The following is a 25,381-nucleotide window of genomic DNA, read 5'->3' on the forward strand; positions in this document are numbered from 1 at the left end:
GTCCGCTCCTCTATGGGGCGGGCGCCGCCGCTGCGAGACGCACATCACGCCCTCCCGATTTGGCCCCACGTTCACCTCCCGGTAAAGTAGATCTTGCGACGCGGGGTGGAGCAGTTCGGTAGCTCGCTGGGCTCATAACCCAGAGGTCACAGGTTCAAATCCTGTCCCCGCAACTGACGGAAAGTCCGGACACATAGTGTCCGGACTTTCCTGTTTAACAACCAGGTGCAGCCTGGCGGGACAGTGGTCCGGAGGGTCGGAAAAGTAGGGTAGTGTTGATCAAGCGACGCGGGGTGGAGCAGTTCGGTAGCTCGCTGGGCTCATAACCCAGAGGTCACAGGTTCAAATCCTGTCCCCGCAACCATATGAAGAAGACCCCGATCGGCTGACCAGCCGGCCGGGGTCTTCTTTTTCCGTGATGACCGGCACTTCCTAGTATTCTCATTCGCAGGGCCTTCCACGCGGTGGAAATCCGGCCGGTCATTCTCGAAAGGAATGTTGCTCGATGTCCACACCCACGAAGAAGCCAGGCACCGCCGCAGGAAAGCGGTCCAGGATCTATTGGGGCGTCCCCGCGGCGCTTGTGGTACTGGTGCTGCTGGTACTGGCAGCACGGTGGCTCATCGGGCTGCCTGCGGTCGCATCCTTCGTGGCGGACTATCCCGGCCATTCCGAACTTCCGGCCGCTGCGCCGGAAGGTTTTCCGGCGTGGCTGGCGTGGCAGCATTTCCTCAACGGCTTTTTCCTGCTGCTGATCATCCGCACCGGCTGGCAGGTGCGCACCACCACCCGGCCCAGCGGCCACTGGACCAGGAACAACAAGGGTCTGATCAAGACGCGGAATGCGCCCACCAAGATCACCCTGGAGTTGTGGTTCCACCTGACGCTCGACGCCCTGTGGATCCTCAACGGTGTGGTCTTCGCCGTCCTGCTCTTCGCCACCGGACAGTGGATGCGGATCGTGCCCACCAGCTGGGACGTTTTCCCCAACGCGCTGTCCGCCGCGCTGCAGTACGCCGCACTGAACTGGCCCACGGAAAACGGCTGGATCAACTACAACGCCCTGCAGCTGCTGGCTTACTTCACCACAGTGTTCATTGCCGCGCCGCTGGCGTTCATCACGGGCCTGCGGATGTCTTCGGCCTGGCCCCGTAAGGCTCCCGCGCTGAACAAGGCGTTCCCCATCGAGTGGGCCCGGGCCGTGCACTTCCCCGTCATGATCTACTTTGTCGCGTTCATCGTGGTCCACGTGTTCCTGGTCCTGGCCACCGGTGCATTGCGGAACCTGAACCACATGTATGCCGTAAGCGACGGCGAGGGATGGCTTGGGTTCTGGCTGTTCCTGGTGTCCGTCGCGGTAATGGTGGCTGCGTGGTTCCTGGCCCGCCCGCTGTTCCTGCGGCCCATCGCGTCCCTTATGGGCAAAGTCAGCCGCTGAGGTCCTGCGGGCCTGAATCAGGCCCGCCCACCTGCCCGCGGCTCAGGCGTCCTTGAGCTTCTGGAAGGCCGCCAGCGCCCGTTCCCGGGACTCCGGCAGTTCCACCAGGGGTGCCGGGTAGCCGGGAGCGTCGGCGGTCCACGGCTCATGGACTGCTTTGCCTTCCACCCCGGCAAGTTCAGGGATGAACTCGCGCAGGTAGTTTCCGGCGGCGTCGAACTTCTTGCTCTGCGTGACGGGGTTGAAAATCCGGTAGTACGGTGATGCATCCGCTCCGGAACCGGCCACCCACTGCCAGTTCGCCGGGTTGCTGGCCGCGTCGGCGTCCACCAGGGTGTCCCAGAACCACTGCTCGCCAATCCGCCAGTCGGCCAGCAGGTTCTTGACCAGGAACGAGGCAGCGGCCATCCTGACCCGGTTATGCATCCAGCCGGTCTGCCACAGCTGCCGCATCCCGGCGTCCACAAAGGGGTAGCCGGTGTGCCCCTGCTGCCAGGCGGCGAGCTCCTTTTTGCCCAGCGACTCCCACTCAAACCTGTCGAACTCCGGGCGGTAGTTGCGGGTGGCCAGCTCCGGGTTGGTGTAGAGCAGGTGCCAGCAGAACTCCCGCCAGCCGAGTTCGGAACGGAAGATCCCGACGTCGGCCGGTATCCGGTGCGGGAACCGGCGCCGGATCTCGCGCCAGACGCGGAACGGGCTGACCTCGCCGAAGCGGAGATGGGGCGACAACCGGCTGGTCCCTTCGGTCCCCGGGATGTTCCGGCCGGTACCGTAATCATCGGCCGGGCCGGACAGGAAGTCGGTGAGCCGCTGTGCGGCGCCGTCCTCGCCAGGCGTCCAGGTGGCTGCAAGCCCGCCGCTCCAGTCAGGGGCGTGGGGGAGCAGGTTCCAGCTGCCCAGCGCGTCGCTCGCCGGCACCCCCCGCCCGGACGCCGCCGGAGCGGGCAGTTCAGCGGGTGGGTCCAGTGGGTCCCGGACGTCGTGGGCGGCGAGGCACGCCCGCCAGAATGGTGTGTAGACCTTGTAGGGGCCACCCGCTCCGGTCCGGACCGTCCAGGGCTCGAAGAGGAGGTTCGCCTGGAAGCTGGTGGCTTCGATGCCTGCCTCCTCGGCCCAGGACTTCAGCTCGGCGTCAATGGTACGTTCCGGCAGGCCGTAGCGGCGGTTCCAGAAGAGATGACCTGCCCCGGTCTGGCTGGCCAGCGTCCGGATGATGTCGCCGGCCGGGCCGCGGCGCAGCACCAACCGTGAGCCCTTCTCCTCAAGGTGCGTGGCCAGGGCGGCCAGCGAGTGGTGCAGCCACCAGCGTGCTGCGCCGCCCAGCGGCCGGATTCCTTCCGATTCCTCGTCCAGGACGTAGACCACTGTCAGGGGCAGGCCCAGCCTGGCGGCTTCGGTCAGCGCGGGGTTGTCGTCCAGGCGGAGGTCATCACGCAGCCAGACGAGGGAGGTCTTTTCAGTTGCAGCCATCCCACCACGCTACACAAGCCGGACGCGGCTGAGGCCGGGGCTGACAGCCCCGGCCTCTCCGGTTTGGTTCAGGATGGTCGGTGCAGGGCCTACAGCTTGTCGAAGTCTGCTTCGTCGACAGTGTTGGCGGAGTGAGCGGAACCGGCAGCGCCGATGGCGGGCTTGGCGCCGCCGGACTTAAGGGCAGCCAGGCGGGCTTCGATTTCAACCTGCTCGCCGAGGTCCTCAAGCTGGTTGAACTGGGCGTCCAGGCTGGATTCCGTCAGCTCCTGCTGGCCACGGACCTTGGCTTCTTCGCGGCGGATCTTTTCCTCGAACCGGCCAACCTCGCTGGTGGGGTCCATGAAGTCGATGCTCTTGATCGCGTCGTGGACCTGGGACTGTGCCGCGGCGGTCTTGGACCGTGCCACCAGCTCGTTGCGCTTGCTGGTGAGTTCGTTCAGCTTGCCCTTCATCTGGTCCAGGCCTGTCTTGAGCTTGGCCACGACTTCCTGCTGGGACGAGATGCTGGGCTCGGCGCCCTTCGCTTCACTTTCGGCCGCCATCTGCCGCTGGAGGGCAACCTTTGCCAGGTTGTCGAACTTCTCGGCGTCGGCTGGATTCCCGCCGGAGCGGTACTCGTCGGCCTTCCGCGACGCGGCCAGGGCCTTGTTGCCCCAGTCGCGGGCGTTCTTGACGTCTTCGTTGTAGTCGTCCTCGAGCATGCGAAGGTTGCCGATGGTCTGCGCTACGGCGGACTCAGCCTCGGCGATGTTGTTGGTGTAGTCCCGGACCATCTGGTCCAGCATTTTCTGCGGATCCTCAGCGTTGTCCAGCAAGGAGTTGACGTTAGCCTTTGCCAGCTGCGCGATACGGCCGAAAATGGACTGCTTAACCATGGTGATACCTTTCGTCCTGCTCTGTGATGGCCACTGGGGTCGTGGCCAGTGGTGTACTGCCGTGCGCCGGCCGGGTCGTTCCGGCCGGCACCTCTGTTGGGTGAATGGGAGTCTAGAAGCTACCCGAGTCGCCGCCGCCGAAATCTCCGCCGCCGCCGCCAAAGTCTCCGCCGCCGAAGCCGCCGCCACCGCCGTCGCTGTGGCCGCCGCCCCAACCGCCGCCACCGCCGCCGCCGTTGAGGATGGAGTTGATCAGGATCCCGCCCAGGATGGCGCCGCCCAGGCCGCCACCCCCGCCGCCGCCACCGAACATACCGCCACGGCCGTAGCCCTGGTTGGCGTAGCCGTCGAACTGGTTGACGTCCGACTGTGCCAGCTGGGCTGCCTGCGCTGCGAGGGCGTGCGCCTGCTGGGCGTATGTCAATGCCGTGACCGGGTCGGTCCGTGAGATGGAGAGCGCGTAATCCAGGTTGCGCTGCGATTCGGCCAACCGGGTCCGGGCTTCGGTTCCAACGCCGCCGCGCCGCGCCGTGATGTAGTCGGACGTAGCACTGATCTGGGCCTGCGCCGACATGATGCTTTGCTGCAGGGAGGCCTGCGCGCGTCGGGCCTGGTCCTGCTGGTCCCGGATGCCCGTCAGTGACTGGTCAAGGGACTGGTGGGCCGTCTCAACCCGCTGCAGCGTTGCAATGGGGTCGATTTTTCCGCCCTGAATTTCGGCTTTTACCTGTGCCAGTGCAGCTTCGACAGCCGCCACCGGCCCGGCCAGCTCAGGGTGTGCACCGGACTGGATGATGGCCCGGGCCTGGGCAAGGTCCTGTGAGGTGTCCACCACGGCCGCTTCGAGGCCGTTGTGGGCGTCGTCCAGGCTGGCGGAGACCCGCGAAATGGCATCGATCAGGACATTTGTCTGGTGCAGGCTTTCCTCGGCCGCACGGACGGCTACCGCCGCCATGCTGCTTTCGCCCTCCGCCAGTTTCTGGCCGGCTGTAGCGGTGGCGTTCTGGACAAACGCCAGGCGCTCCTTGGCCTGCAGGATGTTGTCCGACACCTGGGTCAGTGCGGAGTCTGCGTATTTGGACCGCAACAGGGTCAGCGACTGCTCGGCGCTGGCGATCTTCGCATCCGCCTCGGCTGCGCCGGCATTGACGGCTGCCACGGCCTGCGGAGCATTCTTTTCGAGCTCGCGCAGCGAATCGAAATCTGCCTTCTGTTCCTGGAGGGAGCTCAACGCGGCTTCTGAGCGCCGGATGATCTCGCCCAGCCAGGTGCGCTGCTGCTCCTCGGTGTCAGGGATGTGGTCATCGAGCTGCTGCTGGAGCTTGAAGGACTCGCTCATGTGGGCCTTGGCTTCGTCCAGGGCCTTGGTGAAGTTGCCCACGGCGTTGTCGCCGTACTGGGCCTGCGCGAACCCGAGCTCCTGCTCGCTGGTTTTAATGGCGTCGTCAGCTTCGATCAGCAGGGATCCGCTCTTGCGGCGGAGTTCCTCCACGGTGAGTCCTGCAAGCGGGTCGAGATCGGCGCCCTGCGGACCGTAATTTCCGGTCGAAGCCTGTCCTGCAGTCTTCTTGCGCCGGTTGCGCAGGTACAGGAAAGTACCGGCACCACCCGCGGCAACTACGCCTGCGCCCACGAGTACAGCGGTACCTGCGCCGTTCCCGGAGGACACAGTCCCGGATCCACCACCTGCGGCGTTGCCTATCGCTGAAGCCGTGTCGATGGCAGCCTGGGCATAGTCTTTCTTACCGCCGGCGAGATTGGCCGTGACGGCGTTCTGGGTGATGTTCCCTTGTTCGGCCCGGATGGGGCTCGAGGAATTCGTGGCGAAATTAAACTTTCCATCCACGGTAGCGATGGCCAGGATTGCATCGGCCCGGCCCATCCCCTTCTGCGTGGCAACCGCCTGGGTCCACTCGCTGGGGTTGGTCGGATTCTCGAAAGAATCCACCGTCACCACATACAGGTTGTACTTGTGGTCCTTGAGGAGATCCTGAATGGCTTTCTGGACGTCGCCTTCCCGCGACCCCAGGACCTTGGCATTGTCCACGATGTTGGTTCCCGAGGGAATCGTCACCGGATCCTCAGCCCAGGCCGCCCCGGCCGGAAGCGCCAGCAGACCGGCAAGGCCGATCACGGCGAGTGTACGTTTGATCTTTGACCGCATGTGCAACCCTTCAGCACGCCTGACACCGATTCGGGACGAATCAGTCGTCTCAGAATCCAGCAGCGCCCCCACGCTCGTGTGAAGCCGCAGGTCGCTGTGGCAATTCATCTTGATTCTATGGTGCACCGCGAAGCCCGTCCATGACGGCAAATATGCCACCAGCGAAACGGGGAACCATGGTGGAACTTCGCCGTCGCCGGAACCTTCAGCAAGCTCACAGCAAACATCCGAGCTTGATCCAGCATCGCAGTCCATAGTTAATGCAGACGAGGATTGAAAGGAAGTCCCATGACTGAGAACCAAACCCCCGGACCGGCCCCCGAGGACCCCCGCGGCAACCGCGGAAACCCGTGGCAGCAGGACTCCACGCAGTCCGGCGGAACCCCCGCGGAGGCTCGGCATGAGGACGGCGGCGCCCCCGGCCAGGACCAGACCCAGGAGATCCCCCGGAACCAGACCCAGGAGATCCCCGGCGCACCCCGCCCGGTGTACCCGCAGCACCAGCCGTTCTACGGCCAGCAGCAGCACCAGCCGAACCCGCAGTACGGCGGGCACCAGCAGCACCAGGCAAACCACTACGGCGCGCACGCAGCCGCCGGGGGAGTGGCCACGGCCCCGAACCCCAAGGACGCCCCACGGCGCAAGGCCGCGTTCGGCGTCGGCACCCTGGTGGCCAGCATCCTGGCCGCCGGGCTGGTGGGTGGCGGTGTTGCCACTGTTGGCTCCGGCGAGCTTTTTGGCAACGGCGGCTCAACCTCCACGGCCAGCAGCAACAGCCAGCCCGGAACCGTGATCGTCAACAACCAGGAAAAGGTCAATGCCATCACCGCCGCGGCGGTGAAGGCATCACCCAGCGTGGTGACCATCAGTGCCGCCAGCGGAAGCGCCGGCGGCACGGGCTCCGGCATCGTCCTGGACGACCAGGGCCACATCCTCACCAACACCCACGTGGTCACCCTCGATGGGCAGAGTGCCAACGCCACCCTTGAGGTCCGCACCAGCGATGGCCGGGTCCTCACGGCCAAGCTCGTGGGCACCGACCCGTTGTCCGACCTTGCGGTGATCCAGGTGGATGCCGGTTCCGGCCTCACCCCGGCCACCCTGGGCGACTCGGGCAAGCTGAACGTGGGCGACACCGCCATCGCCATCGGCTCCCCCCTCGGCCTGACCGGCACGGTCACGGACGGCATCGTCTCCACCCTGAACCGGACCATCAGTGTGGCGTCCTCGGCGGCCCCTGAAGAGGGCGACACCACCCAGGGCGAAGACGGGGGCTTCCAGTTCGCGCCTCCAGGTGGCGGCCAGAGCCAGCAGACCGCGGACAAGGGCTCCATCGCCATCAATGTCATCCAGACGGACGCAGCGATCAACCCCGGCAACTCCGGCGGCGCGCTGGTGAACACCAGCGGCGAGATCATCGGTGTCAACGTGGCGATTGCGTCCGCAGGCTCTGATTCCTCCTCGACCACGGGCGGAAACATCGGTGTCGGCTTCAGTATCCCCATCAACCACGCCAAGCGCGTGGCGCAGGAGATCATCGACACGGGCAAGGCTTCCCACGGCCAGCTGGGAGTCAGCGTCAAGGCAAAGTCGGCGAGCGGGTCCACCACCAGCTCCTCCGGTTTCTCCGTCGGGGCTGACGTCGCCACCGTAGAATCCGACTCCGCCGCCGGCAAGGCCGGCATCAAGGTGGGCGACGTCATCACCAAGTTCAACGACCTCGCCATCGGCGAACCCAACCAGCTGACCGCCGCGGTCCGCGAACAGGCCGCCAACGCCAAAGTGAAAATCACGGTGCTGCGCAACGGTTCAGAACAGACGTTCGACGTCACGCTTGGTGAGGCCGCCAGCTGACCCGGCCCGGCAAACGCAGGAAACCACGACGGCGGGGTCCCCACGAAGGTGGGGGCGCCGCCGTCGTTCGTTGGGAAATTTTCCCGTAACGGCACCGGCTCCGCGTAACGCAAGAAGGAAAGCCTGTCCTTCTATATGGTTAGCTAGGAGCTACCCGGATGCCGGGCATTCCGCGGCCATGACCTTATCCGGCTGGCTGCCCATACGCACGGAAGGCTGCTGTCACTACAGTGGAAGATACATTGAAGATCATTGTCCTGGTCAAGCATGTACCGGACGCCCAGTTCGACCGTCACCTCACCGGGGCCGGCCACACCACGGACCGGGACGAAAGCATCCTGTCCGAGCTGGATGAATACGCCCTCGAAGCGGCCCTGCAGCTTGCCGAGGCACGCGGCGGCAGCAAAGCCGGAAACCAGGTCATCGCCCTGAGCATGGGCCCGGCCGCCGCTGTCAACGCGGTCAAGAAGTCCCTCCAGATCGGCGCCACCGAAGGCGTCCACCTCACGGACACCGCGCTGGCCGGCTCCGACGCCGCCGCCACCTCCCTGGCGCTCGCCGCAGCTGTCCGGCACCTTGGCTCCGATGGGGCCGTCGACCTGGTCATCACGGGCATGGCATCGACCGACGGGGAGACCTCCCTGGTGCCTGCGCAGCTCGCCGAGCGGCTTGGCCTGCCCCAGGTCACCTTCGCGTCGTCGCTGGAGGTTTCAGGCGGACGCCTGACGGCCCGCCGGGACGCCGACACGTCCTCTGAGACGGTGGAGGCACCGCTGCCTGCCGTTGTCTCGGTGACGGACCAGATCAACGAGCCGCGGTACCCCAATTTCAAGGGCATCATCGCCGCCAAGCGCAAAAACATCACCACCTTGTCCCTCGCCGACATCGGTGTGGACGCCTCGCAGGTGGGCCACGCAGGGTCCTGGACCACAGTGGCCAGCGCCGAGGAACGCCCGCCGCGGACAGCCGGCACCATCATCACCGACGAAGGCGACGCCGGCATCAAGCTGGTTGACTTCCTGGCCGCCCAGAAGCTGCTCTAAGAGGGATCACGAACATGGCAAAAGTACTTGTATTCATCGACAACCCCGGCGCTTCGCTCAAAAAGAGCAGCCTTGAGCTCCTGACACTGGCGCGCACCCTGGGTGAGAGCACAGTCGCCGTCAACGGGGACGTGTCCGACGCCGTTGCCGCCACCTTCGCCGAATACGGCGTAGGCACCGTCTTCCACCCGTCAGCCCGGGACCTCAACGATTTCCTGGTGGCCCCCAAGGCCGCGTACCTGTCCGCCGCCGTCGAAAGCGCCGGCGCAGGCATTGTGCTGCTCGACAACTCACCGGAGGGCAAGGAAATTGCCGCCCGCCTGGGCGTCCGCCTCAGTGCCGGTGTGATCACGGACGCTGTTGCCGTGGAAGCTGACGGAACGGCCCACAAGTCAGTCCTGGCCGGCTCCTACACCACCGCCTGCAAGGCCAGCACCCCGGTGTCGGTAGTGACCGTCAAGGCCAACAACGTGGTCCCCGAGGCTGCGGCGGCGCCCAGCAGTCCTGAGGCAGTCACGATCGAGGTCCCGGCGGACAGCACAGCGGCTGCAGCACGGATCACCGCCCGTGAGCAGAAGGCCGCCAGCGGCCGGCCGGACCTCACCGATGCCCGGATCGTGGTGGCGGGTGGCCGCGGCCTGGACGGCGACTTCGGTCCCGTGGAAGCCCTGGCCGATGTGCTGGGTGCTGCCGTGGGCGCCTCCCGGGCAGCAACCGACGCCGGCTGGATCAGCCATGATGCGCAGGTGGGACAGACCGGCAAGACCGTGTCCCCGCAGCTGTACATCTCCGCCGGCATCTCGGGAGCCATCCAGCAGAAGGCCGGCATGCAGACCGCCAAGGTCATTGTTGCCATCAACAAGGACGCCGAGTCCCCGGTCTTCGAGATTGCGGACTTCGGCATCATCGGGGACGTCTTCGACGTCCTGCCCCAGGCCACCGAAGAGATCAAGAAGCGTAAGGGCTGATGCAGTGAGTTTTTCCCCGCGCCAGGGACAGAGCCCGTTCAATCCGGAAAAGCACCGGATTGAGCGGGTGCTCTGTTTTGCGGCCCATCCTGATGACATCGACTTCGGCGCGGCAGGCACCATCGCCGGCTGGACGGCGGCGGGAGTCCAGGTCAGCTATTGCATCATGACCGACGGCGACGCCGGCGGCTTTGATCCTGCGCACAGGGCGGACATCATCGCCCTGCGGGACGCCGAGCAGCGCCGCGCGGCGGGTCTGGTGGGTGTCGCGGACATCCACTACCTGCACCAGCGGGACGGTTATCTTGAACCCTCGCACGGGGTGATGAAGGAAGTGGTGCGGCTGATCCGGGAGATCAGGCCCGACGTCGTACTGGCCATGCACCCGGAACGCAACTGGGACCGGATCCAGAAGAGCCACCCTGACCACCTGGCGGTGGGGGAGGCGGTGACCCGTGCGGTGTACCCCGCCGTGGAAAACCCGTTCGCGTACCCGGAACTGGCGGAAGCCGGGCTGGACGCCTACAAACTGCCGTGGCTGTGGCTTTATGCTGGTCCTGCCGACAGGGAAAACCACTTTGTTGATGTCACGGAGCAGGTGGATGCCAAGCTCGCGGCAATCCATGTCCATGTCAGCCAGCATCCGGATGTGCAGGCGATGGAGGCTGCAGTTCGCGGGGGTATGCAGGGCAATGCTGCCCGCGGTGGACTGCCGCAGGGCCGCAGCGCCGAAGCCTTCCATGTTGTGGCAGTCAACGGTCCCGGGACCATCGCCGGTTTCTGACCGCCCCGGATACGGCAAGCGCCCCGCCTGTCTCTTCCTTGGAAAAGGCAGGCGGGGCGCTTATGGTTCTACTGCGGTTCAGGCTCCCAGGGGAGCGGCAGCCACCGTGGGCAAGGTGGGGGACGTGGATCCACCCACCGGCTCCACCGTGATGCCCAGGCTGGCGGCGGAGGAAATTCCGCGGACCACAGCGGGCTTGGATAGGGCTTCGGCATCCATCAGGCCCTGGGATACCGGCGCGGAGCCATCCTTGGGGATCAGCCACATCTGGTAGACCTTGCCGGCCGGGGGTGCCGGAACGTCCTTCATCTTGACCACTGCAGCGTCCTGGGCAGACGAAATCTGCAGGGTTGCCGTTCCGCCGCCGCTTACGTCGACGGAGGCTACCCGCAAGTCGCTGGCCCGGACCACCTGGTTGAGCGGATCGTTCTGGTCCGCGAGGTATGCACCCACACCCACGCCGCCCAGGGCGATGGCTGCCGCGGCAGCCACACCCACAAACCAGCGGCGTGCGCCGGAGGGCTTACGGTCAGTTCTGCGTTGCCGGGCCCGGGCCAGTTCGTCGACGGGTGCAGGAGCCGGCGCTGCTGATTCAGTGACCGCCTCCGTGACCGGTGGCACGGCTGGCGCCTGCTCCGTTGTGGTGCTCTGGACAGGCAGCTGCGCCATGATGCGGTCAAAGAGGTCAGCCGGGGGCTCCTCTTCGGCTTTGAAGGTCATGGCCAGCGTTTCGCGGGATTGGCGGACACGTTCCAGGAAGGCGGTTCGCTCGGCCGGGGGTGCGGCCGAAAGGTAGTCTTCGATGAGCTCGCGTTCGGGATCCGTGACGGCGTCCAGGGCATACAGTTCAGCGAGGTCCACGGCACGCCCGGATGCGAGGTCCGCGGCAACGGTGTCGCCGAAGGACCCTGAGCGGCTGGTGCGTCCATCGTTCATGCCTGTCATCTCAACTCACCCCCAAACAGGTCTTTAGTCGGATCAGTCCGTCGCGGATGCGGGACTTGATGGTGGGAACCGCCGCGTTGAGGCGCTCTGCGACTTCCCGGTAGGTCAGGCCGCCGTAGTAGGCCAGGCGGACGGATTCCTGCTGCGTTTCCGTCAGCGTTTCCAAACACCTGACAACTGCTTCGGCCTCAAGCCGGCTGCCCACTTCATCTGAGACGCTGTCGTGGGCAATGTCCTGGCTGCTGGCTCCGTATTTGGCTTCCCTGTCAGTGGATGACTGCGAGGACCGTACCTTGTCCACTGCGCGGCGGTGCGAAATGGTCATCAGCCAGGAGAGCGGGCTCCCGGCCTGCGGATCAAATTTGGAGGCGTTCTGCCACACCTGAAGGAACACTTCCTGCGTGGTGTCCTCGCTGAGTTCCGGGTCGATCAGGACCCGGCGGGCCATGCCGAAGACCCGGCGCGAGGTGAGCTGGTAAAACTCCGCAAAGGCCGGTTGGCTGCCCTGGGCAATGCCGGCAAGCAGCACGGCGAGGCGGCGGCTTAGATCAGCCGGCGAATCTGTCACCGCTGCCGGGGCCTCGGTATTTGGCGCGTTGGGAGTTTCCATTACTTCCAAGCATAAGTCTCCGGGCGGTGAAACCTGCGCACCGCAGCCCGGCTGCCGGGCCCTGGTCCTGGAACCTGCGTCTAGAAGTGTCACCTGCCGCTCCTCATGTGCCGTGGAATGTTCTCAGGTGTAATTCGGCGCTGCAGGTCAGGCGGATGGGCGGGGCACGGTAATTGTTTCAATCCGCCGGGGGGACGTGGCCCGGGGCGTCATGGCCGCACCAGGCTGCTCAGATTCGGGCGCCGGCGAAACCGTTTTGCCGCCAGGCTTCGTAGACGGCGATCGAGGCTGCATTTGCGAGGTTGAGCGAGCGCAGGGCGGGGAGCATGGGCAGCCGGACAGTGGCGGTCACGTGCGGATCTGATTTCAGCGCCGCGGGCAGCCCCACGGACTCCTGCCCGAACATCAGGACGTCCCCGGGCTGGTAGGCGATGTCGGTGTAGCTGGCCGTTCCATCCGAGGTGAACGCGTAGACGCGCTCCGGCTCAAGGTGTTGCCACGCTGCGTTGATGTCCGGGTGGACCGTCACCAGTGCAAGGTCGTGGTAATCCAGTCCGGCGCGGCGGAGTTTGGCGTCGGAAAAGTCGAACCCGAGCGGTTCCACCAGGTGCAGCTCGGCGCCGGTGATGGCGGCCAGCCTGATGGCGTTGCCGGTATTGCCGGGGATTTCGGGGGAGTGGAAGAGGATGCGGAACACGGATCAATCCTAGCCAAGGCTCAGTGCATGCCGCGCAGCAGCCTGGCGAGCACTGACACGTTGACGGTGTTTGGCGCCGGCCCCGAGGCCAGGAACTCCTTGAGGCCCCGGACCATTCCCGCGGCGTTGACGATCTGCACGCTGTCCAAACCGCCTGCGGAGCGGCGATGGTGGTCGATGACTGGTTCGTGCAGGTTGCCCCCGGGGCTGTGGACCACCGTCCATCCGGTCACGTTGAGTTCGGGGAAGATGTCCTGCATGGCCCGCACCACGTGGCCCAGCTGCGGCGGGGCAATGGAGCGCCCGCCGTGGTTCAGTGTCTGGCCGTCCCAGGCGTAAGCGCCCTTGGGCAGCAGCATGGAACCGATCAGGGCCAGCCGGTAGCCGGAGAAAAGGACATGGTCGATGTGGCTGTTGTCGGCAGGGGACTGCAGGCCGTTGATGAGCCGGGCCGCCGGAATGGCAGGCAGGACCTGGCGGCTCAGCAGCTGGACTGTGCGCATCTCCCGCTGGATCCGGGCTTCCGCGCCGAAGATCCCGCGCTTGCGGGGCATGCCGTGGACCTGTTGGCTGGCTTCCGTCAGGGAGAGCAGCGGAACGCCGTTGCCCGCACCGAACGGCGGGACGTAGACGGGCGGGTCACCGGCCGTATTCCTGGCGGTGGCAGGCCGGTGGACAGTGGCCGAGGCCCGGCTGCCTGCAGGCGGCGCATCAAAATGCGCTTCGGAGCTCCCGGTGCCAGTCCCGGTGGTTCCGGCCGCATAGGAACGGTCGTAGGCCTTGCGGCGCTGGGGGTCGATCAGCGTTTCGTAGGCCGAGGTCACGCGGCGGAACGCTGCAGCGTCACCGCCCTGGTCCGGATGGGCGGTCCTGGCGGCGCGACGGTACGCCACTCTGATTTCCTTCTCGGTGGCGGTGACGGCCACCTGGAGGACCTGGTAATGGGAGCTGCTGCTCTCGGTCAAACACTCATCCTTTGCATTGTGGCCAATCACCCGGGAGGCGGACCGGCCTGCCCAGTTTAGCCAGCGTGATCGCTTCCCAGGCAGTACGGACCGGTGCCGGCAGGACTGGTCCTTTCTTTGTCAACGCCCATGGAGGCCCCGCTGGTTCCCTGTGCCCGGCGGCCAGGACGGAGTTTAGACTCGACTTGCGCGCCTGGACCGGCAGCGCAGGAAGCATTGGGGTTGGAGATGGTTTTGCGGACGACGACGGCGGGCAGGGGCCGGAACGCCGTGCAACGGGCGGCGCAACTGGCGGCAGCCGCGCTCGCCGTGGCGTTGCTGGGTGCCTGCAGCGTTGACGTGCGCGACCCTGCCGCACCGGCCCCGGTCAGCAACAGCGCTGCGCCGGCGACGCCCACCATAACTCCTGGTCACGACGCTGATGCGGTGGCAGCGCAGGACATGCCGTTCTCTGCCGGCGGGGTCTTGGCCCCTGGGGTCCCCGTAGGGATCGGAGATTCCTTGGCAGAGGTTCCCGGCTGGAAGCTCGCCAAGGCCAACGTGGCAGGTGAAAGCCAATACGCCAAGGCGGATGGCTGCGTGGCTGCCGCCAAAGTCCGAACCGACCAGGGGCCCCTGGTGCGGCAGGACGACCGCGACTCAACGGTTGCTCTTTTCCAGTACCTGGACCCAACCATCCTTCCCGAATACCTGAAGCCGGGATCGTTGCGGTGGGGCGGCGACAATGACGCGCCGCCAAAATCGGTCGAGGTCCTGGTCCTCACAGAAGCCGCGGCCGCCGGCGGACGGGCCACCGCTGTCCTGGCCCGCCTGTTCGGGACCGCGGGTTCATCCATCTACGTGTCCGTGTCGTGCCCGGATGCAGGTTCCCTGGCCGCTGCCCGTTCGGAAGTGGAACGGTTCCTGCCGGTTTTGCCGCCCGCCAACTAGCGGCCCGCATGTGCGGTGGGACCGGTGGGGGGTGGAAAGGCCCAGCGATAGAATGGGCAGGTGCCTGCCTACCTTGACCATGCCGCCACCACGCCGCTTTCGGCCGGGGCCCTGGCCGCCATGACCCGCGAGCTTGCCCGCACAGGAAACCCGTCGTCACTGCACGGGGCCGGGCGGCGGGCCCGCCGCGTGGTCGAGGACGCCCGGGAAACCGTTGCGGCTGCCGCGGGCGCCCATCCGTCGGAAGTGATCTTTACGTCCGGCGGCACGGAGGCGGACAACCTCGCGGTGAAGGGCCTGTATTGGGCCCGGGTGGCAGCCGACCCCACCCGACGGCGCATCCTCTGCTCCGCCGTCGAACACCATGCAGTACTGGACACGGTGGAATGGCTGGAACGCCACGAGGGTGCCCAGGTCACGTGGTTGCCGGTGGATGCCGCAGGCGTCCTGGACCTCGAAGTCCTGGCGGCCGAAATCGCGCGCGACCCCAAAAGCATCGCGCTGGTGACAGTGATGTGGGCCAACAATGAAGTGGGTACGGTCCAGCCCATCAGCCGCATTGTGGAAATCGCCAGCGCCAGTGGCATTCCGGTCCACTCCGATGCGGTCCAGGCGTTTGGTTCCGTGCCGGTGGACTTCAAGGCATCCGGCTTGGCCGCGATGTCCGTTTCCGGCCACAAAATCGGCGGACCCGTGGGGGTGGGGGCCCTTCTGTTGGGCAGGGCGGTTACCCTGACCCCGGTCCAGCACGGCGGGGGCCAGGAACGCAACGTCCGTTCGGGCACCCTGGACACCCCGTCCATTGCGGCCTTCGCAGCGGCAGCCGAGGGCGCCGCTGCCGCGCTCGGACCGGATGCGCTGCGGATCGCGGAACTCCGGGACCGGTTGGTGGCCGGCGTCCTTGACCGCGTCCCTTCCGCCGTCCTTCGCGGTGCAGCGGCGCCGGACCGCCTGCCGGGCAACGCACACTTTACGTTTCCCGGTTGCGAAGGCGACTCCCTCCTGTTCCTCCTGGATCTGGCCGGAGTGGAGTCCTCCACGGGTTCGGCCTGTACCGCGGGCGTCCCCCGTCCCTCGCACGTATTGCTCGCCATGGGGCTGGACGAGGAGACTGCCCGCGGCGCGCAGCGCTTCACGCTGGGGCACAGTTCCACTGAGGCCGACGTCGACGCGTTGCTCACTGCGTTGCCCGAGGCTTACGCCCGTGCACGGCAGGCAGGAATGGCCGGGCATGAGTCGTCGATCCAGACAGCGGGAACGGTGGCCCGGCAGGGAACCGGCGCCGGGTTTGCATAGGCCCGTAGAATAGATAGGCGAGGATCGTTTCCGGGGACCAGCCTGGCCGGTCCGCACCTTCCGGTGGAAGCGCCGGAACCATCAACCAGAAAGCCAGCATGCGAGTTCTAGCAGCCATGAGCGGCGGCGTTGATTCCGCCGTTGCCGCAGCCCGTGCCGTCGAAGCCGGGCACGACGTCGTCGGCGTCCACCTGGCGCTGTCCCGGATGCCCGGCACCTTGCGCACCGGCAGCCGAGGCTGCTGCACCATCGAGGACTCCCGCGACGCGTGGCGTGCCTGCGACGTGCTGGGCATCCCGTATTACGTGTGGGACTTCTCCGAGCGGTTCAAAGAGGATGTGGTCCAGGACTTCATCGACGAATACGCCGCGGGCCGTACCCCCAACCCCTGCATGCGGTGCAACGAGCGGATCAAGTTCGCCGCCCTGCTGGAAAAAGCCATTGCGCTCGGCTTTGACGCCGTCTGCACCGGGCACTATGCCAAGGTGATCGAGGACGCCGACGGAAACCGGGAACTGCACCGGGCCGCTGACTGGGCCAAGGACCAAAGCTACGTCCTCGGCGTGCTCACCCACGAGCAGCTCAAGCACTCCATGTTCCCGTTGGCCGAAACGCCATCCAAGGCCGAGGTACGGGCCGAGGCTGAGCGCCGCGGACTCTCCGTCGCCAACAAGCCGGACAGCCACGACATCTGCTTCATTCCCGACGGCGATACAGCCGGCTGGCTGGCCGAGAAGATCGACATGTCCACCGGGGACATCGTGGACGAAACCGGGACCAAAGTAGGCGAGCACCCCGGCGCCAATGCCTTCACCGTCGGACAGCGCCGCGGGCTGAAGCTGGGCACCCCGGCCGCCGACGGAAAACCGCGCTTTGTCCTGGAGATCCGGCCCAAGGAAAACAAGGTTGTGGTGGGCCCGGAAGCCCTCCTGGCCATCGACGAGATCCGTGGCATCAAGGTGTCCTGGGCCGGTCTGCCCATCAGCGAAGTTGGAACGGGCGCCGGCTTTGACTGCTACGCCCAGGTCCGTGCGCACGGCGACCCCGTGCCGGCGCAGGCCTGGATGGAACCCGATGCTGACGCCTCGGCACCGGGCCAGCTGGTGGTCCGCCTCGGCACGCCGCTCCGCGGAGTCGCCCCCGGCCAGACGGTGGTCCTCTACCAGGGCAGCCGGGTCCTGGGCCAGGCCACCATCGACGCCGCCCGCTCGCTGCAGCGGACGGAGCTCTAAGCCACCCACGCTGATGCGCCGTCCCATGAGGGGCGGCGCATTTTGCTGTGCCCCGGCCCAGGCCTGTTCCGGACTCCGCCGGGCCGCTTCAAGGGTTGTCGGCGCCGCGCCGAAGTGAGAGTCGCTGATCAATCGTGTAAATTTTGTGTCTCAACTCACAAATCACCCGTTGCGGCGGGTGGGTCGGTGGTTGAATCAACGCATCAGCACAGCGCACCTCCCGCTTAGGCGAAGTGACCCCTTAGCGGGCGGCAGGCGCGTACTCATCGAACAGAAAGTTCACAGATGATGAAGAGCAACAAGGCCCTGAACGGCGCGATCGCGCTGGCAGGCATTTCCGCCCTGGCACTGACGGCCTGCACGGGCCCCTCGGGCGGTGGCGGGACCTCAACCGAAGGCTCCAGCAGCAGCACCATCACCTTTGGCACCACGGACAAGGTTGTCACCCTGGATCCGGCAGGGTCCTACGACGCAGGCTCCTTCCTGGTGATGAACCAGATTTACCCGTTCTTGCTCAACGCGAAGCCCGGCAGCGCCGACGCCGTCCCCGACATCGCCGAGTCGGCCTCCTTCACGGCACCCACCGACTACACCGTCAAGCTCAAATCCGGCCTGAAGTTTGCCAACGGCCATGAGCTGACGTCCTCGGACGTGAAGTTCTCCGTGGAGCGGATCATCGCCATCAATGACCCCAACGGTCCAGCATCACTCTTTGCCAACCTGGACTCGGTCGAGGCCACGGACGATGCCACCGTGGTGTTTAAGCTCAAGGCCGCCAACGACCAGGTGTTTGCCGGCGTCCTGGCATCCAACACCGGCCCGATCATCGACGAGGAAGTGTTTCCCAAGGACAAGGTCATGTCTGACGATGACATCGTCGCTGCCAAACCTTTCGCCGGCCCGTACACCATCGAGAGCTACAAGAAGAATGAGCTCATCAGCCTCAAGCCGAACGCCGACTACAAGGGCCTGCTCGGTGCGCCGGCCAATGGCGGAGCCAACATCAAGTACTACGCGGACGCCAATAACCTCAAGCTGGATGTGCAGCAAGGCAACATCGACGTTGCCGGCCGCTCGCTGACGGCAACGGATGTGGCCGACCTGGAGGGCGACTCCAAGGTCAAGGTCCACAAGGGACCCGGCGGGGAACTGCGCTACATCGTCTTCAACTTCGACACCATGCCGTTCGGTGCCAAAACCGCGGAGGCCGATCCGGCCAAGGCGCTGGCGGTCCGCCAGGCCATGGCCAACATCGTGGACCGGGATGCGATTGCCACCCAGGTCTACAAGGGCACCTACCTGCCTGCATACTCCGTGGTTCCCGATGGCTTCCTTGGTGCTGAACAGCCCATGAAGGAACTTTACGGCGACAATGGCAAGCCCAGCCTGGACAAAGCCAAGAAGGCACTCTCAGACGCGGGCGTGAGCGGGCCCGTCAACATCAAGCTCCAATACAACCCTGACCACTACGGCAGCTCCTCCGGAGATGAGTACGCCATGATCAAGGAACAGCTGGAAAAGTCGGGCCTGTTCACCGTGGACCTGCAGTCCACCGAATGGGTCACCTACTCGAAGGACCGGACTGCTGACGCGTACCCGGTTTACCAGTTGGGCTGGTTCCCGGACTACTCCGACCCTGACAACTACCTCACCCCGTTCTTCGTACCCAACAACTTCCTCAAGAACCACTACGAGAACGCCGACGTCGCTGCCCTGATCCAGAAGCAGCTGACAACTGTTGATAAGGACGAACGCGTCAAGATCCTCGGCGAGACCCAGGAAGCGGTTGCCAAGGACCTCTCCACCCTGCCCCTGCTCCAGGGCGCGCAGGTGCTGGTCTCCGGAGCGGACGTCAAGGGAGTCGAGACCACCCTGGACGCTTCCTTCAAGACGCGCCTCGGCGTCATCTCCAAGTAAGTCCATCCGGCCCTGACGGGCAACGGGGCGGAACACCTGTAGGTGTCCCGCCCCGTTGACGGGCCCGGCCGGCGTTTGGGGACGCTTGGCGCGGGCACCACATTCTTAGGTGATCCATTGACAACACTGATCGACGCCCCGCCCCCGGAAACGGACGGTGCACTACAGGCCGCCAAAAAGTCCTCCGGCGGAGGGCTTGGCCAATATATCCTGATCCGATTCCTCTTGATCTTTCCAACCATCTTCATCCTGGTGACCATGGTGTTCTTCCTGATGCGGATCACCGGCGATCCCATCACCGCAGCCCTGGGCGGGCGCCTGCCCCCCGAACAGCTGCAGGAACGGATCCAGGCGGCGGGCTATGACCGGCCGATCTTTGTCCAGTACTTCGAGTACCTGGGGCAACTGGTCACCGGCAACTTCGGAACCACCCTCTCCGATAACCGCAAAGTGACCGAAGTGCTGACAACGTACGGTGCCGCCACCCTTGAACTGAGCATTAATGCCTTGATCGTTGCGCTGCTGATCGGCATCCCCCTTGGCATGGTGGCTGCCCATCGGCGTGACCACCTGCCCGATGCCGTCCTGCGGATCTTTGCCATCCTTTGCTATGCCACCCCGGTCTTTTTCGCCGGGCTGCTGCTGAAACTGACGTTTTCCGTGTGGCTGGGCTGGCTTCCCGTCGCCGGCCGGGCCAAAACCTCCAACGAGCTGGCACTGACAGCCCTTCAGGCTCCCAGCGGAATCTACTGGCTGGACGCCCTCCGCAGCGGCAACATGGCAGCGCTGGGGGATGTGATGGCCCACGCGGTACTCCCCGCGTTGGCCCTGGGCCTGCTGACCGCCGGCATCTTCCTGCGGCTGGTCAGGACAAACGTGATTGGCACCCTGGGCCGGGACTATGTGGAAGCGGGTCGCTCCCGCGGCGTCAGCGAGTATCGGCTGGTCACCAAACACGCCTATAAACCGGCGCTGATTCCGATCATTACGGTGATGGGCCTGCAGATCGCCGTGATGCTGGGCGGAGCGGTCCTGACCGAAAAGACCTTCGAATGGAAGGGCCTTGGTTTCCAGCTGGCAACCTACCTGACCGCCCGGGACTTTGTGGCGGTCCAGGGCATCGTGGTGCTGCTGGCAGTAATTGTGGCCCTGACAAACTTCATCGTGGACATCATCGCCGCGTTGATCGACCCGCGTGTGAGGTACTGATCATGAGCAGCACACCCCAGGGCGCAGAAGCCCCCGTTCCCGTGGCCAACCCCCGCGCAGGCCTGTTCCGGCGGTTGCCGGTTGTCTCGCACCTGAGCCGCAGCGTTGGGCTGCAGCGAGGGATGCTGGTGATCGGGTTGGTCCTGACAGGAACCTTTTTGTTGGCTGCGGCGCTGGCTCCTTTGCTGGCACCCTTCGGGTTCGCCCAGCTCTCCGACGCGGACGGCAGCTTCCCCAGCCAGCAGCCCCCCGGCGGCAAGCACCTCTGGGGCACCACTGTGGGTGGCTATGACGTCCTCTCCAGGGTTCTCTGGGGAACCCAGACCGCTTTGCTGGTGATCGTGGTGGCCGTGGCGCTGTCCATTTTCGCCGGCGTCGCGCTGGGCCTTGTCAGCGGCTACCTTGGCGGCTGGCTGGACCGGATACTGGTGGTGGTGGCCGACGCCGTATATGCGTTCCCCTCGCTGCTGGTAGCCATCGTCATGGCCATTGTGATCAGCGGTGGACAGTCCAGCCTCTTCGGCGGCATCATGGCCGCGGCCACCTCCATCACCGTGGTGTTCATCCCGCAATATTTCCGGGTCATCAGGGCGGAAACCATCAGGCTGAAATCGGAGCCCTTCGTGGAATCAGCGAAGGTGGTTGGTGCGTCCAACCTGCGCATCATCACCCGGCATATCTACCGGAATGCCACCCGAACGCTGCCGCTGATCTTCACGCTCAACGCCTCCGAAGCCATCCTGACCCTTGCCGCCCTGGGGTTCCTCGGCTTCGGTATCGAACCCAGTTCCGCAGCTGAGTGGGGCTTCGACTTGAACAAGGCGCTCGCCGATACAACGTCGGGCATCTGGTGGACGGGGGTGTTCCCGGGCCTGGCCATAGTCTGGACCGTTTTGGGCCTGACATTGGTAGGCGAAAGCATCAACGACCTCAACGATCCCCGCCTTCGCGGCCGCAAGCGGGCCCGCGCCGCCGTGGTCCCGGCATCCGCCGAGAAAGGAAGCAAGGCATGAGCACCTCATCGCCCTCAACGCCCGGCCTGCCAGCACCGGTCCTGGCAATCAATAACCTGAGCGTCACCTTCGCCACCGACGGCGGGGACGTGCACGCGGTCAGGGGCGTCAGCCTCGACGTCCGCCCCGGCGAAGTACTCGCCATCGTCGGCGAATCAGGGTCCGGCAAAACCGTTACCGCCAAAACCATTTTGGGCCTGTTGCCCGAAACCGCCACTTCCTCAGGAACTGTCCTCATTAACGGTGCAGACGTCATCAGCGTCAGCCCGGGACGGCTGCGGCAGATCCGCGGCCGTGACGTGGCAATGGTGTTCCAGGAACCGTCCACGGCCCTGAACCCGGTCTTCACGGTGGGCTGGCAGATCGCCGAGGGCCTTCGCGCCCACGCAGACAAGGAGAGCGGCAGGAAGCTCTCATCCCGGGAAGCCAAGGAGCGGGCCATCGAAGCCCTCCGCAAGGTGGGCATCCCCGACCCGGAAAAGCGCGTCAACTACTACCCGCACCAGTTCTCCGGCGGGCAGAAGCAGCGTGTGGTCATTGCAGCCGCCCTGGCACTGAATCCAGGGCTGATTGTGGCGGACGAACCCACCACCGCCCTGGACGTCACAGTCCAGGCCGAAATCCTGGCACTGCTGCGGGACCTCCGCGATAAGTACGGCACCTCGATTGTCCTCATCACCCACAACATGGGAGTGGTGGCTGACCTCGCTGACCGGGTGGTGGTGATGTACCGGGGCGACATCGTCGAGGAAGCGTCCGCCCGGACGCTTTTCGCCGAACCGCGCCAGGACTACACAAAAGACCTCCTGGCCGCGGTGCCGCACCTCGGGCGCGATTCGGCGTCGGCCACACTGAGCACCCGGGCCCATCAGGGGGCCGAAGTCCTGGTCGAAGCCAAAGACCTGGTCATCGAATACCCAGGGAGGCTGGGCGCCCCGGCGTTCCGCGCCGTGGACGGTGTGTCCCTTACTTTGTCCAAGGGGGAGGTGTTCGGGCTGGTGGGGGAGTCGGGGTCCGGGAAGACCACCATCGGCCGGGCCATCGCAGGGCTGAACCGCACCACCGGCGGCAGCCTCAAGGTGCTGGGCTTTGAGATGCTGGGAATGAAAGAACGCGCCTTCAAACCGCTCCGGAAGGACATCGGCTTTGTGTTCCAGGACCCGGCCGCGTCCTTCAACCCCCAGCTGACCATCGGCGACTGCATCGCCGAACCCATGCTGATCCATACCAAGCCGAGCCCGGCGCAGGCCCGTCAACGCGTTGCCGGGCTGCTTGAATCAGTCCAGCTGCCGGCGTCGTACGCGGGAAGGTACCCGCACGAACTCTCCGGCGGGCAACGCCAACGCGCTTCCCTGGCACGCGCCCTCAGCCTGAACCCCAGGCTGCTGATCGCAGATGAGCCGACGTCTGCACTTGACGTATCGGTGCAGGCGAAAGTCCTGGAGCTGTTCCGGGACATCCAGGAGGAGTTTGGTTTCGGCTGCCTTTTCATCAGCCATGACCTCGCCGTGGTGGACATCCTCTCCCAGTGGGTGGGAGTTCTGTACAAGGGGAAACTGGTGGAACAAGGCATCGGCAGCCAGGTGATGGGCAACCCCGGCCACGACTACACCAAGCGGCTGGTGGCATCCCTGCCGGTGCCGGACCCTGATGAGCAGGCACGACGGCGGGAAGAGCACCGGGCGCTGCTGGGCATCTGAGCAGCAGGACCGCTGGGCGCGGCAGGCACCGGGCTTAACACGCCCGGTGCCTGCCGTTGCTGCCCATAGACTTGACCCATGACGCAGCACAACCCCGGCACCCCTGACCCCGACGACTTCGACCCCGCAGCCAGTTCCCTGGCCGGGCAAGTGGACAACTCGGTGATGGCCGAACTGCTGTCCATCCGCTCAAGCATCGATAACATCGACGCGACCCTGGTGTACCTCCTGGCCGAGCGCTTCAAGGCGACCCAGAAGGTGGGCTTCCTCAAAGCCAACCACCGCCTTCCGGCCGGTGACCCGGGGCGGGAAGCCGCCCAGATCGCCAGGCTCCGGCGGTTGGCCGAAGACGCCCACCTCGACCCTGCCTTCGCCGAGAAATTCCTCAATTTCATCATCGGCGAGGTGATCCGGCACCACGAAGCCATCGCGGAGGGCCATCAGGCCGCCGCCCTGGATACCCAGGCCGCCACCACCGCATGAGGGTTGAACCGCAGGACCAAGGCGCCACAGCCGCGCCGGTGCAGGCGCCGCCCCTGGAAGTGACGGCCACCGCCCTGGGCCCATGGCCCGGCGACGATCCACTGGAGGCCACGCGGATCATCAGGGGTGAACTGGGCAGCCCGCACCTGCCCTTCCTCGCGGAACTGCCGGACCGTGGCGTGGGCTCGGACGCCCTTGGCCGCACCGCCACGCTCCTCGAAGAACTGGCAGTGGACGTCCAGCCATACGGTTGGCGGCTGGTGGACCGGCCCGGCAAGGACCACCGGCGGGCCGTGTCCGCGCTGTCCACCGACATTAATATCCTGGCCGACGTGGTGGGCGCCGAGGACACCTCAGCGGCCGAAATCAAGGTCCAGCTTGTGGGGCCGATGAGCCTCGCGGCCGGCCTGCACCTCCATAACGGCGAACGGGCCCTGCTCGACTACGGTGCCCGCCGTGACTTGGCGGCCTCGCTCGCCGCTGGAGTGGGCGCTTACCTGGCCCGGGTATCCGCGGCAGTTCCCGGCGCCCGGCTGGTGGTCCAGGTGGATGAGCCCGACATCGCTGCCGTCCTGGCCGGAAGCATCCCCACCTCCAGTGGGTACCGCACCCTGCGGGCCGTCGCCGCCTCCGAGGCCCGCGAGTCCTGGCGCGTGGTCCTGGATTCGCTGCGCCTGGCCGGTGCTGCAGAAATCGTGGTCTCAGTTCCGGAGATCGAGGCTCCGTTTGACCAAATCCTTGCCGCCGGAGCTGACGGGATCGCCGTGCCGATGAAGGCGTTGACCAACCGGCAGTGGGAACAACTGGCCGGTGCGGTGGAGGCCGGCAAACGGCTGTGGGCCGGTGTCCTGGATCCGTCAGCGGAGCTGCCGCGGACAGCGGAGTGCGTGGAACGGGTGTGGCGCCCCTGGCGGCAGCTTGGCCTGCCGGCAGCCGCGCTGGCAGGGGTCCGGGTGACGCCGTCCGCCGGTGCGCAGGCACGGACCCCAGCCCAGGCCACGGCCGTGCTGGGCAGGCTTACCCAGGTTGCGGACGGGCTCAACCAGCTGACGTGAGCGGCGCGACCGGTCAGGTCCGGTTTTCCCAGCGGTCCGGCTGCGCGTAGCGGGGCAGGAAACTTTGGGCCGAGCTGCCGCCGGCGTAAGGCCGCAACCGGTAGTCGAAACTGCCGGCGTACACCAGCACCACCCCGATTTGGGGCTGGATCACCTTGACCTGGATCCGGTGCCTGCCGTCCGTGCCGGCCGCCGGATCCCACCACTGCTGTGCATAGGCTTTGGCGTCCAGGGCCGCGGGCAGGGGAATCCGCAAAGCTCCGAGGAAAAGCCGGGACGCCTCGGAGATCCCGCGGAGCTTGCCGTCCGGGGTGACGCTGAGGTTCAGGTCAGTGACCATCCGCCGGTACCTGCCCACGTAGTCCACCAGCCTGGCGCCTGCCGCGCCGTCCCTTTCGGCGCTGGTGGTGTCCTGGAAAATCCGGGTCCGCCCGGGGAACCTGATTTCACGCCGTGCGGTCAAGCTGGAGCGGCCGAACGGATCCTGGTGGGCATGGTTTTCGATCCGGAACGGGATGTCCTCGCCGTACTCGGGGAAAAACGCCTCCTCGCCGCCGGTCATCCGCAGCAGCGGCCGCAGCCAGTCCTGGCGGCACCCCACCACATCGAAGGTTCCTTCCCCCACGCCGTATTGGCCTGATCCAGGGACCAAGGAAAAGTACTCCTGCAGCTCGGGCTGCAGCCTGTCGAAAGCAGACCCAAGGGCCTGTTTGTAAATGGGGACGTTCAT

The 25,381-nt window shown here is 65.8% G+C and carries 22 protein-coding genes and 2 tRNA genes; 16 read left to right on the top strand and 8 right to left on the bottom strand.

Features of this window, described 5'->3' with window-relative positions; all coding sequences use genetic code 11:
- The first annotated feature begins 99 nt into the window (after window positions 1-99).
- The 3 genes from QRN07_RS07360 to QRN07_RS07370 all read left to right on the top strand — a co-directional run bounded on the left by QRN07_RS07360 (window position 100) and on the right by QRN07_RS07370 (window position 1,438).
- A tRNA-Met gene (locus QRN07_RS07360) sits at window positions 100-173 on the top strand.
- 114 nt (window positions 174-287) lie between these two features.
- Window positions 288-364 (top strand) — tRNA-Met (locus tag QRN07_RS07365).
- 141 nt (window positions 365-505) lie between these two features.
- Window positions 506-1,438: a cytochrome b/b6 domain-containing protein gene (locus tag QRN07_RS07370; RefSeq protein WP_050687885.1), complete on the top strand. Its 933-nt coding sequence runs from the start codon at window positions 506-508 to the stop codon at window positions 1,436-1,438.
- Between the two features lie 42 nt (window positions 1,439-1,480).
- On the opposite strand, the gene QRN07_RS07375 is transcribed toward QRN07_RS07370, so the two are convergent.
- The 3 genes from QRN07_RS07375 to QRN07_RS07385 all read right to left on the bottom strand — a co-directional run bounded on the left by QRN07_RS07375 (window position 1,481) and on the right by QRN07_RS07385 (window position 5,950).
- Window positions 1,481-2,908 (bottom strand): cryptochrome/photolyase family protein, encoded by a 1,428-nt coding sequence (locus QRN07_RS07375; RefSeq protein ID WP_285240725.1) that lies wholly within the window; start codon window positions 2,906-2,908, stop codon window positions 1,481-1,483.
- An 89-nt stretch (window positions 2,909-2,997) separates the two neighbouring features.
- Window positions 2,998-3,786, bottom strand: coding sequence for a PspA/IM30 family protein (locus QRN07_RS07380; protein ID WP_050687883.1), 789 nt, complete (start codon window positions 3,784-3,786; stop codon window positions 2,998-3,000).
- Window positions 3,787-3,898: 112 nt separating this feature from the next.
- The gene (locus QRN07_RS07385) at window positions 3,899-5,950 is read right to left on the bottom strand and encodes a TPM domain-containing protein (RefSeq protein ID WP_197273622.1); all 2,052 of its coding nucleotides are present in this window, start codon (window positions 5,948-5,950) and stop codon (window positions 3,899-3,901) included.
- A 288-nt stretch (window positions 5,951-6,238) separates the two neighbouring features.
- On the opposite strand from QRN07_RS07385, the gene QRN07_RS07390 reads away from it, so the two are divergent.
- The 4 genes from QRN07_RS07390 (at window position 6,239) to QRN07_RS07405 (ending at window position 10,599) form a co-directional block, all read left to right on the top strand.
- On the top strand, window positions 6,239-7,804 hold the full coding sequence (locus tag QRN07_RS07390) for a S1C family serine protease (RefSeq protein WP_050687881.1): 1,566 nt from the start codon (window positions 6,239-6,241) through the stop codon (window positions 7,802-7,804).
- A 242-nt stretch (window positions 7,805-8,046) separates the two neighbouring features.
- Window positions 8,047-8,847 carry an electron transfer flavoprotein subunit beta/FixA family protein gene (locus tag QRN07_RS07395; protein ID WP_050687880.1) on the top strand — a complete coding sequence of 267 codons (801 nt, stop codon included), beginning with the start codon at window positions 8,047-8,049 and terminating at the stop codon, window positions 8,845-8,847.
- Between the two features lie 14 nt (window positions 8,848-8,861).
- On the top strand, window positions 8,862-9,815 hold the full coding sequence (locus QRN07_RS07400; RefSeq protein ID WP_285240726.1) for an electron transfer flavoprotein subunit alpha/FixB family protein: 954 nt from the start codon (window positions 8,862-8,864) through the stop codon (window positions 9,813-9,815).
- 4 nt (window positions 9,816-9,819) lie between these two features.
- Window positions 9,820-10,599 (top strand): PIG-L deacetylase family protein, encoded by a 780-nt coding sequence (locus QRN07_RS07405; protein WP_050687878.1) that lies wholly within the window; start codon window positions 9,820-9,822, stop codon window positions 10,597-10,599.
- Between the two features lie 78 nt (window positions 10,600-10,677).
- Here the strand turns inward: QRN07_RS07405 and QRN07_RS07410 are convergent, their stop codons facing one another.
- The 4 genes from QRN07_RS07410 to QRN07_RS07425 all read right to left on the bottom strand — a co-directional run bounded on the left by QRN07_RS07410 (window position 10,678) and on the right by QRN07_RS07425 (window position 13,816).
- Window positions 10,678-11,535 (bottom strand): anti-sigma factor, encoded by an 858-nt coding sequence (locus QRN07_RS07410; protein ID WP_157370897.1) that lies wholly within the window; start codon window positions 11,533-11,535, stop codon window positions 10,678-10,680.
- A 10-nt stretch (window positions 11,536-11,545) separates the two neighbouring features.
- Window positions 11,546-12,154, bottom strand: a complete 609-nt coding sequence (locus QRN07_RS07415) for a sigma-70 family RNA polymerase sigma factor (protein WP_050687876.1) — start codon at window positions 12,152-12,154, stop codon at window positions 11,546-11,548.
- Window positions 12,155-12,383: 229 nt separating this feature from the next.
- Window positions 12,384-12,851 carry a tRNA (cytidine(34)-2'-O)-methyltransferase gene (locus QRN07_RS07420; protein ID WP_285240727.1) on the bottom strand — a complete coding sequence of 156 codons (468 nt, stop codon included), beginning with the start codon at window positions 12,849-12,851 and terminating at the stop codon, window positions 12,384-12,386.
- Window positions 12,852-12,871: 20 nt separating this feature from the next.
- Window positions 12,872-13,816: a J domain-containing protein gene (locus QRN07_RS07425; RefSeq protein ID WP_285240728.1), complete on the bottom strand. Its 945-nt coding sequence runs from the start codon at window positions 13,814-13,816 to the stop codon at window positions 12,872-12,874.
- A gap of 234 nt (window positions 13,817-14,050) precedes the next feature.
- On the opposite strand from QRN07_RS07425, the gene QRN07_RS07430 reads away from it, so the two are divergent.
- From QRN07_RS07430 to QRN07_RS07470, 9 genes are all read left to right on the top strand, one after another.
- Window positions 14,051-14,746, top strand: a complete 696-nt coding sequence (locus QRN07_RS07430; RefSeq protein WP_350224280.1) for a hypothetical protein — start codon at window positions 14,051-14,053, stop codon at window positions 14,744-14,746.
- Window positions 14,747-14,806: 60 nt separating this feature from the next.
- Window positions 14,807-16,042: a cysteine desulfurase family protein gene (locus QRN07_RS07435; protein ID WP_285240729.1), complete on the top strand. Its 1,236-nt coding sequence runs from the start codon at window positions 14,807-14,809 to the stop codon at window positions 16,040-16,042.
- A 98-nt stretch (window positions 16,043-16,140) separates the two neighbouring features.
- A complete protein-coding gene (gene mnmA / locus QRN07_RS07440) occupies window positions 16,141-17,274 on the top strand; it encodes a tRNA 2-thiouridine(34) synthase MnmA (protein ID WP_056597157.1) in 1,134 nt (377 codons plus the stop codon).
- A 285-nt stretch (window positions 17,275-17,559) separates the two neighbouring features.
- The gene (locus QRN07_RS07445) at window positions 17,560-19,191 is read left to right on the top strand and encodes an ABC transporter substrate-binding protein (RefSeq protein WP_050687870.1); all 1,632 of its coding nucleotides are present in this window, start codon (window positions 17,560-17,562) and stop codon (window positions 19,189-19,191) included.
- A gap of 117 nt (window positions 19,192-19,308) precedes the next feature.
- Window positions 19,309-20,400 (top strand): ABC transporter permease, encoded by a 1,092-nt coding sequence (locus QRN07_RS07450; RefSeq protein ID WP_050687869.1) that lies wholly within the window; start codon window positions 19,309-19,311, stop codon window positions 20,398-20,400.
- Window positions 20,401-20,402: 2 nt separating this feature from the next.
- Complete coding sequence (locus tag QRN07_RS07455; protein ID WP_056597158.1) at window positions 20,403-21,413, top strand: ABC transporter permease; 1,011 nt, start codon at window positions 20,403-20,405, stop codon at window positions 21,411-21,413.
- Window positions 21,410-23,113, top strand: a complete 1,704-nt coding sequence (locus tag QRN07_RS07460) for an ABC transporter ATP-binding protein (protein ID WP_050687867.1) — start codon at window positions 21,410-21,412, stop codon at window positions 23,111-23,113. Before QRN07_RS07455 ends, QRN07_RS07460 begins: the two co-directional genes overlap by 4 nt.
- Window positions 23,114-23,191: 78 nt before the next feature.
- Entirely contained in the window at window positions 23,192-23,596 is a 405-nt protein-coding gene (locus QRN07_RS07465; RefSeq protein WP_050687866.1) for a chorismate mutase, read from the top strand.
- Complete coding sequence (locus QRN07_RS07470; protein WP_157370898.1) at window positions 23,593-24,651, top strand: uroporphyrinogen decarboxylase/cobalamine-independent methonine synthase family protein; 1,059 nt, start codon at window positions 23,593-23,595, stop codon at window positions 24,649-24,651. Before QRN07_RS07465 ends, QRN07_RS07470 begins: the two co-directional genes overlap by 4 nt.
- A 13-nt stretch (window positions 24,652-24,664) precedes the next feature.
- On the opposite strand, the gene QRN07_RS07475 is transcribed toward QRN07_RS07470, so the two are convergent.
- Window positions 24,665-25,381 (bottom strand): DUF4166 domain-containing protein, encoded by a 717-nt coding sequence (locus QRN07_RS07475; RefSeq protein WP_050687865.1) that lies wholly within the window; start codon window positions 25,379-25,381, stop codon window positions 24,665-24,667.

The organism is Pseudarthrobacter sp. MEB009, from assembly GCF_030208875.1.
In the GTDB taxonomy this organism is placed as follows: Bacteria; Actinomycetota; Actinomycetes; order Actinomycetales; family Micrococcaceae; genus Arthrobacter.

Bases quoted from the DNA above. Each gene is read 5' to 3' on its own strand.
- QRN07_RS07390 (WP_050687881.1), top strand. From the start codon at position 6,239: ATGACTGAGAACCAAACCCCCGGACCGGCCCCCGAGGACCCCCGCGGC.
- QRN07_RS07470 (WP_157370898.1), top strand. From the start codon at position 23,593: ATGAGGGTTGAACCGCAGGACCAAGGCGCCACAGCCGCGCCGGTGCAG.
- QRN07_RS07385 (WP_197273622.1), bottom strand. From the start codon at position 5,950: ATGCGGTCAAAGATCAAACGTACACTCGCCGTGATCGGCCTTGCCGGT.
- QRN07_RS07380 (WP_050687883.1), bottom strand. From the start codon at position 3,786: ATGGTTAAGCAGTCCATTTTCGGCCGTATCGCGCAGCTGGCAAAGGCT.
- QRN07_RS07455 (WP_056597158.1), top strand. From the start codon at position 20,403: ATGAGCAGCACACCCCAGGGCGCAGAAGCCCCCGTTCCCGTGGCCAAC.
- QRN07_RS07415 (WP_050687876.1), bottom strand. From the start codon at position 12,154: ATGGAAACTCCCAACGCGCCAAATACCGAGGCCCCGGCAGCGGTGACA.
- QRN07_RS07410 (WP_157370897.1), bottom strand. From the start codon at position 11,535: ATGAACGATGGACGCACCAGCCGCTCAGGGTCCTTCGGCGACACCGTT.
- QRN07_RS07370 (WP_050687885.1), top strand. From the start codon at position 506: ATGTCCACACCCACGAAGAAGCCAGGCACCGCCGCAGGAAAGCGGTCC.
- QRN07_RS07400 (WP_285240726.1), top strand. From the start codon at position 8,862: ATGGCAAAAGTACTTGTATTCATCGACAACCCCGGCGCTTCGCTCAAA.
- QRN07_RS07375 (WP_285240725.1), bottom strand. From the start codon at position 2,908: ATGGCTGCAACTGAAAAGACCTCCCTCGTCTGGCTGCGTGATGACCTC.
- QRN07_RS07445 (WP_050687870.1), top strand. From the start codon at position 17,560: ATGATGAAGAGCAACAAGGCCCTGAACGGCGCGATCGCGCTGGCAGGC.
- mnmA (WP_056597157.1), top strand. From the start codon at position 16,141: ATGCGAGTTCTAGCAGCCATGAGCGGCGGCGTTGATTCCGCCGTTGCC.
- QRN07_RS07465 (WP_050687866.1), top strand. From the start codon at position 23,192: ATGACGCAGCACAACCCCGGCACCCCTGACCCCGACGACTTCGACCCC.
- QRN07_RS07475 (WP_050687865.1), bottom strand. From the start codon at position 25,381: ATGAACGTCCCCATTTACAAACAGGCCCTTGGGTCTGCTTTCGACAGG.
- QRN07_RS07460 (WP_050687867.1), top strand. From the start codon at position 21,410: ATGAGCACCTCATCGCCCTCAACGCCCGGCCTGCCAGCACCGGTCCTG.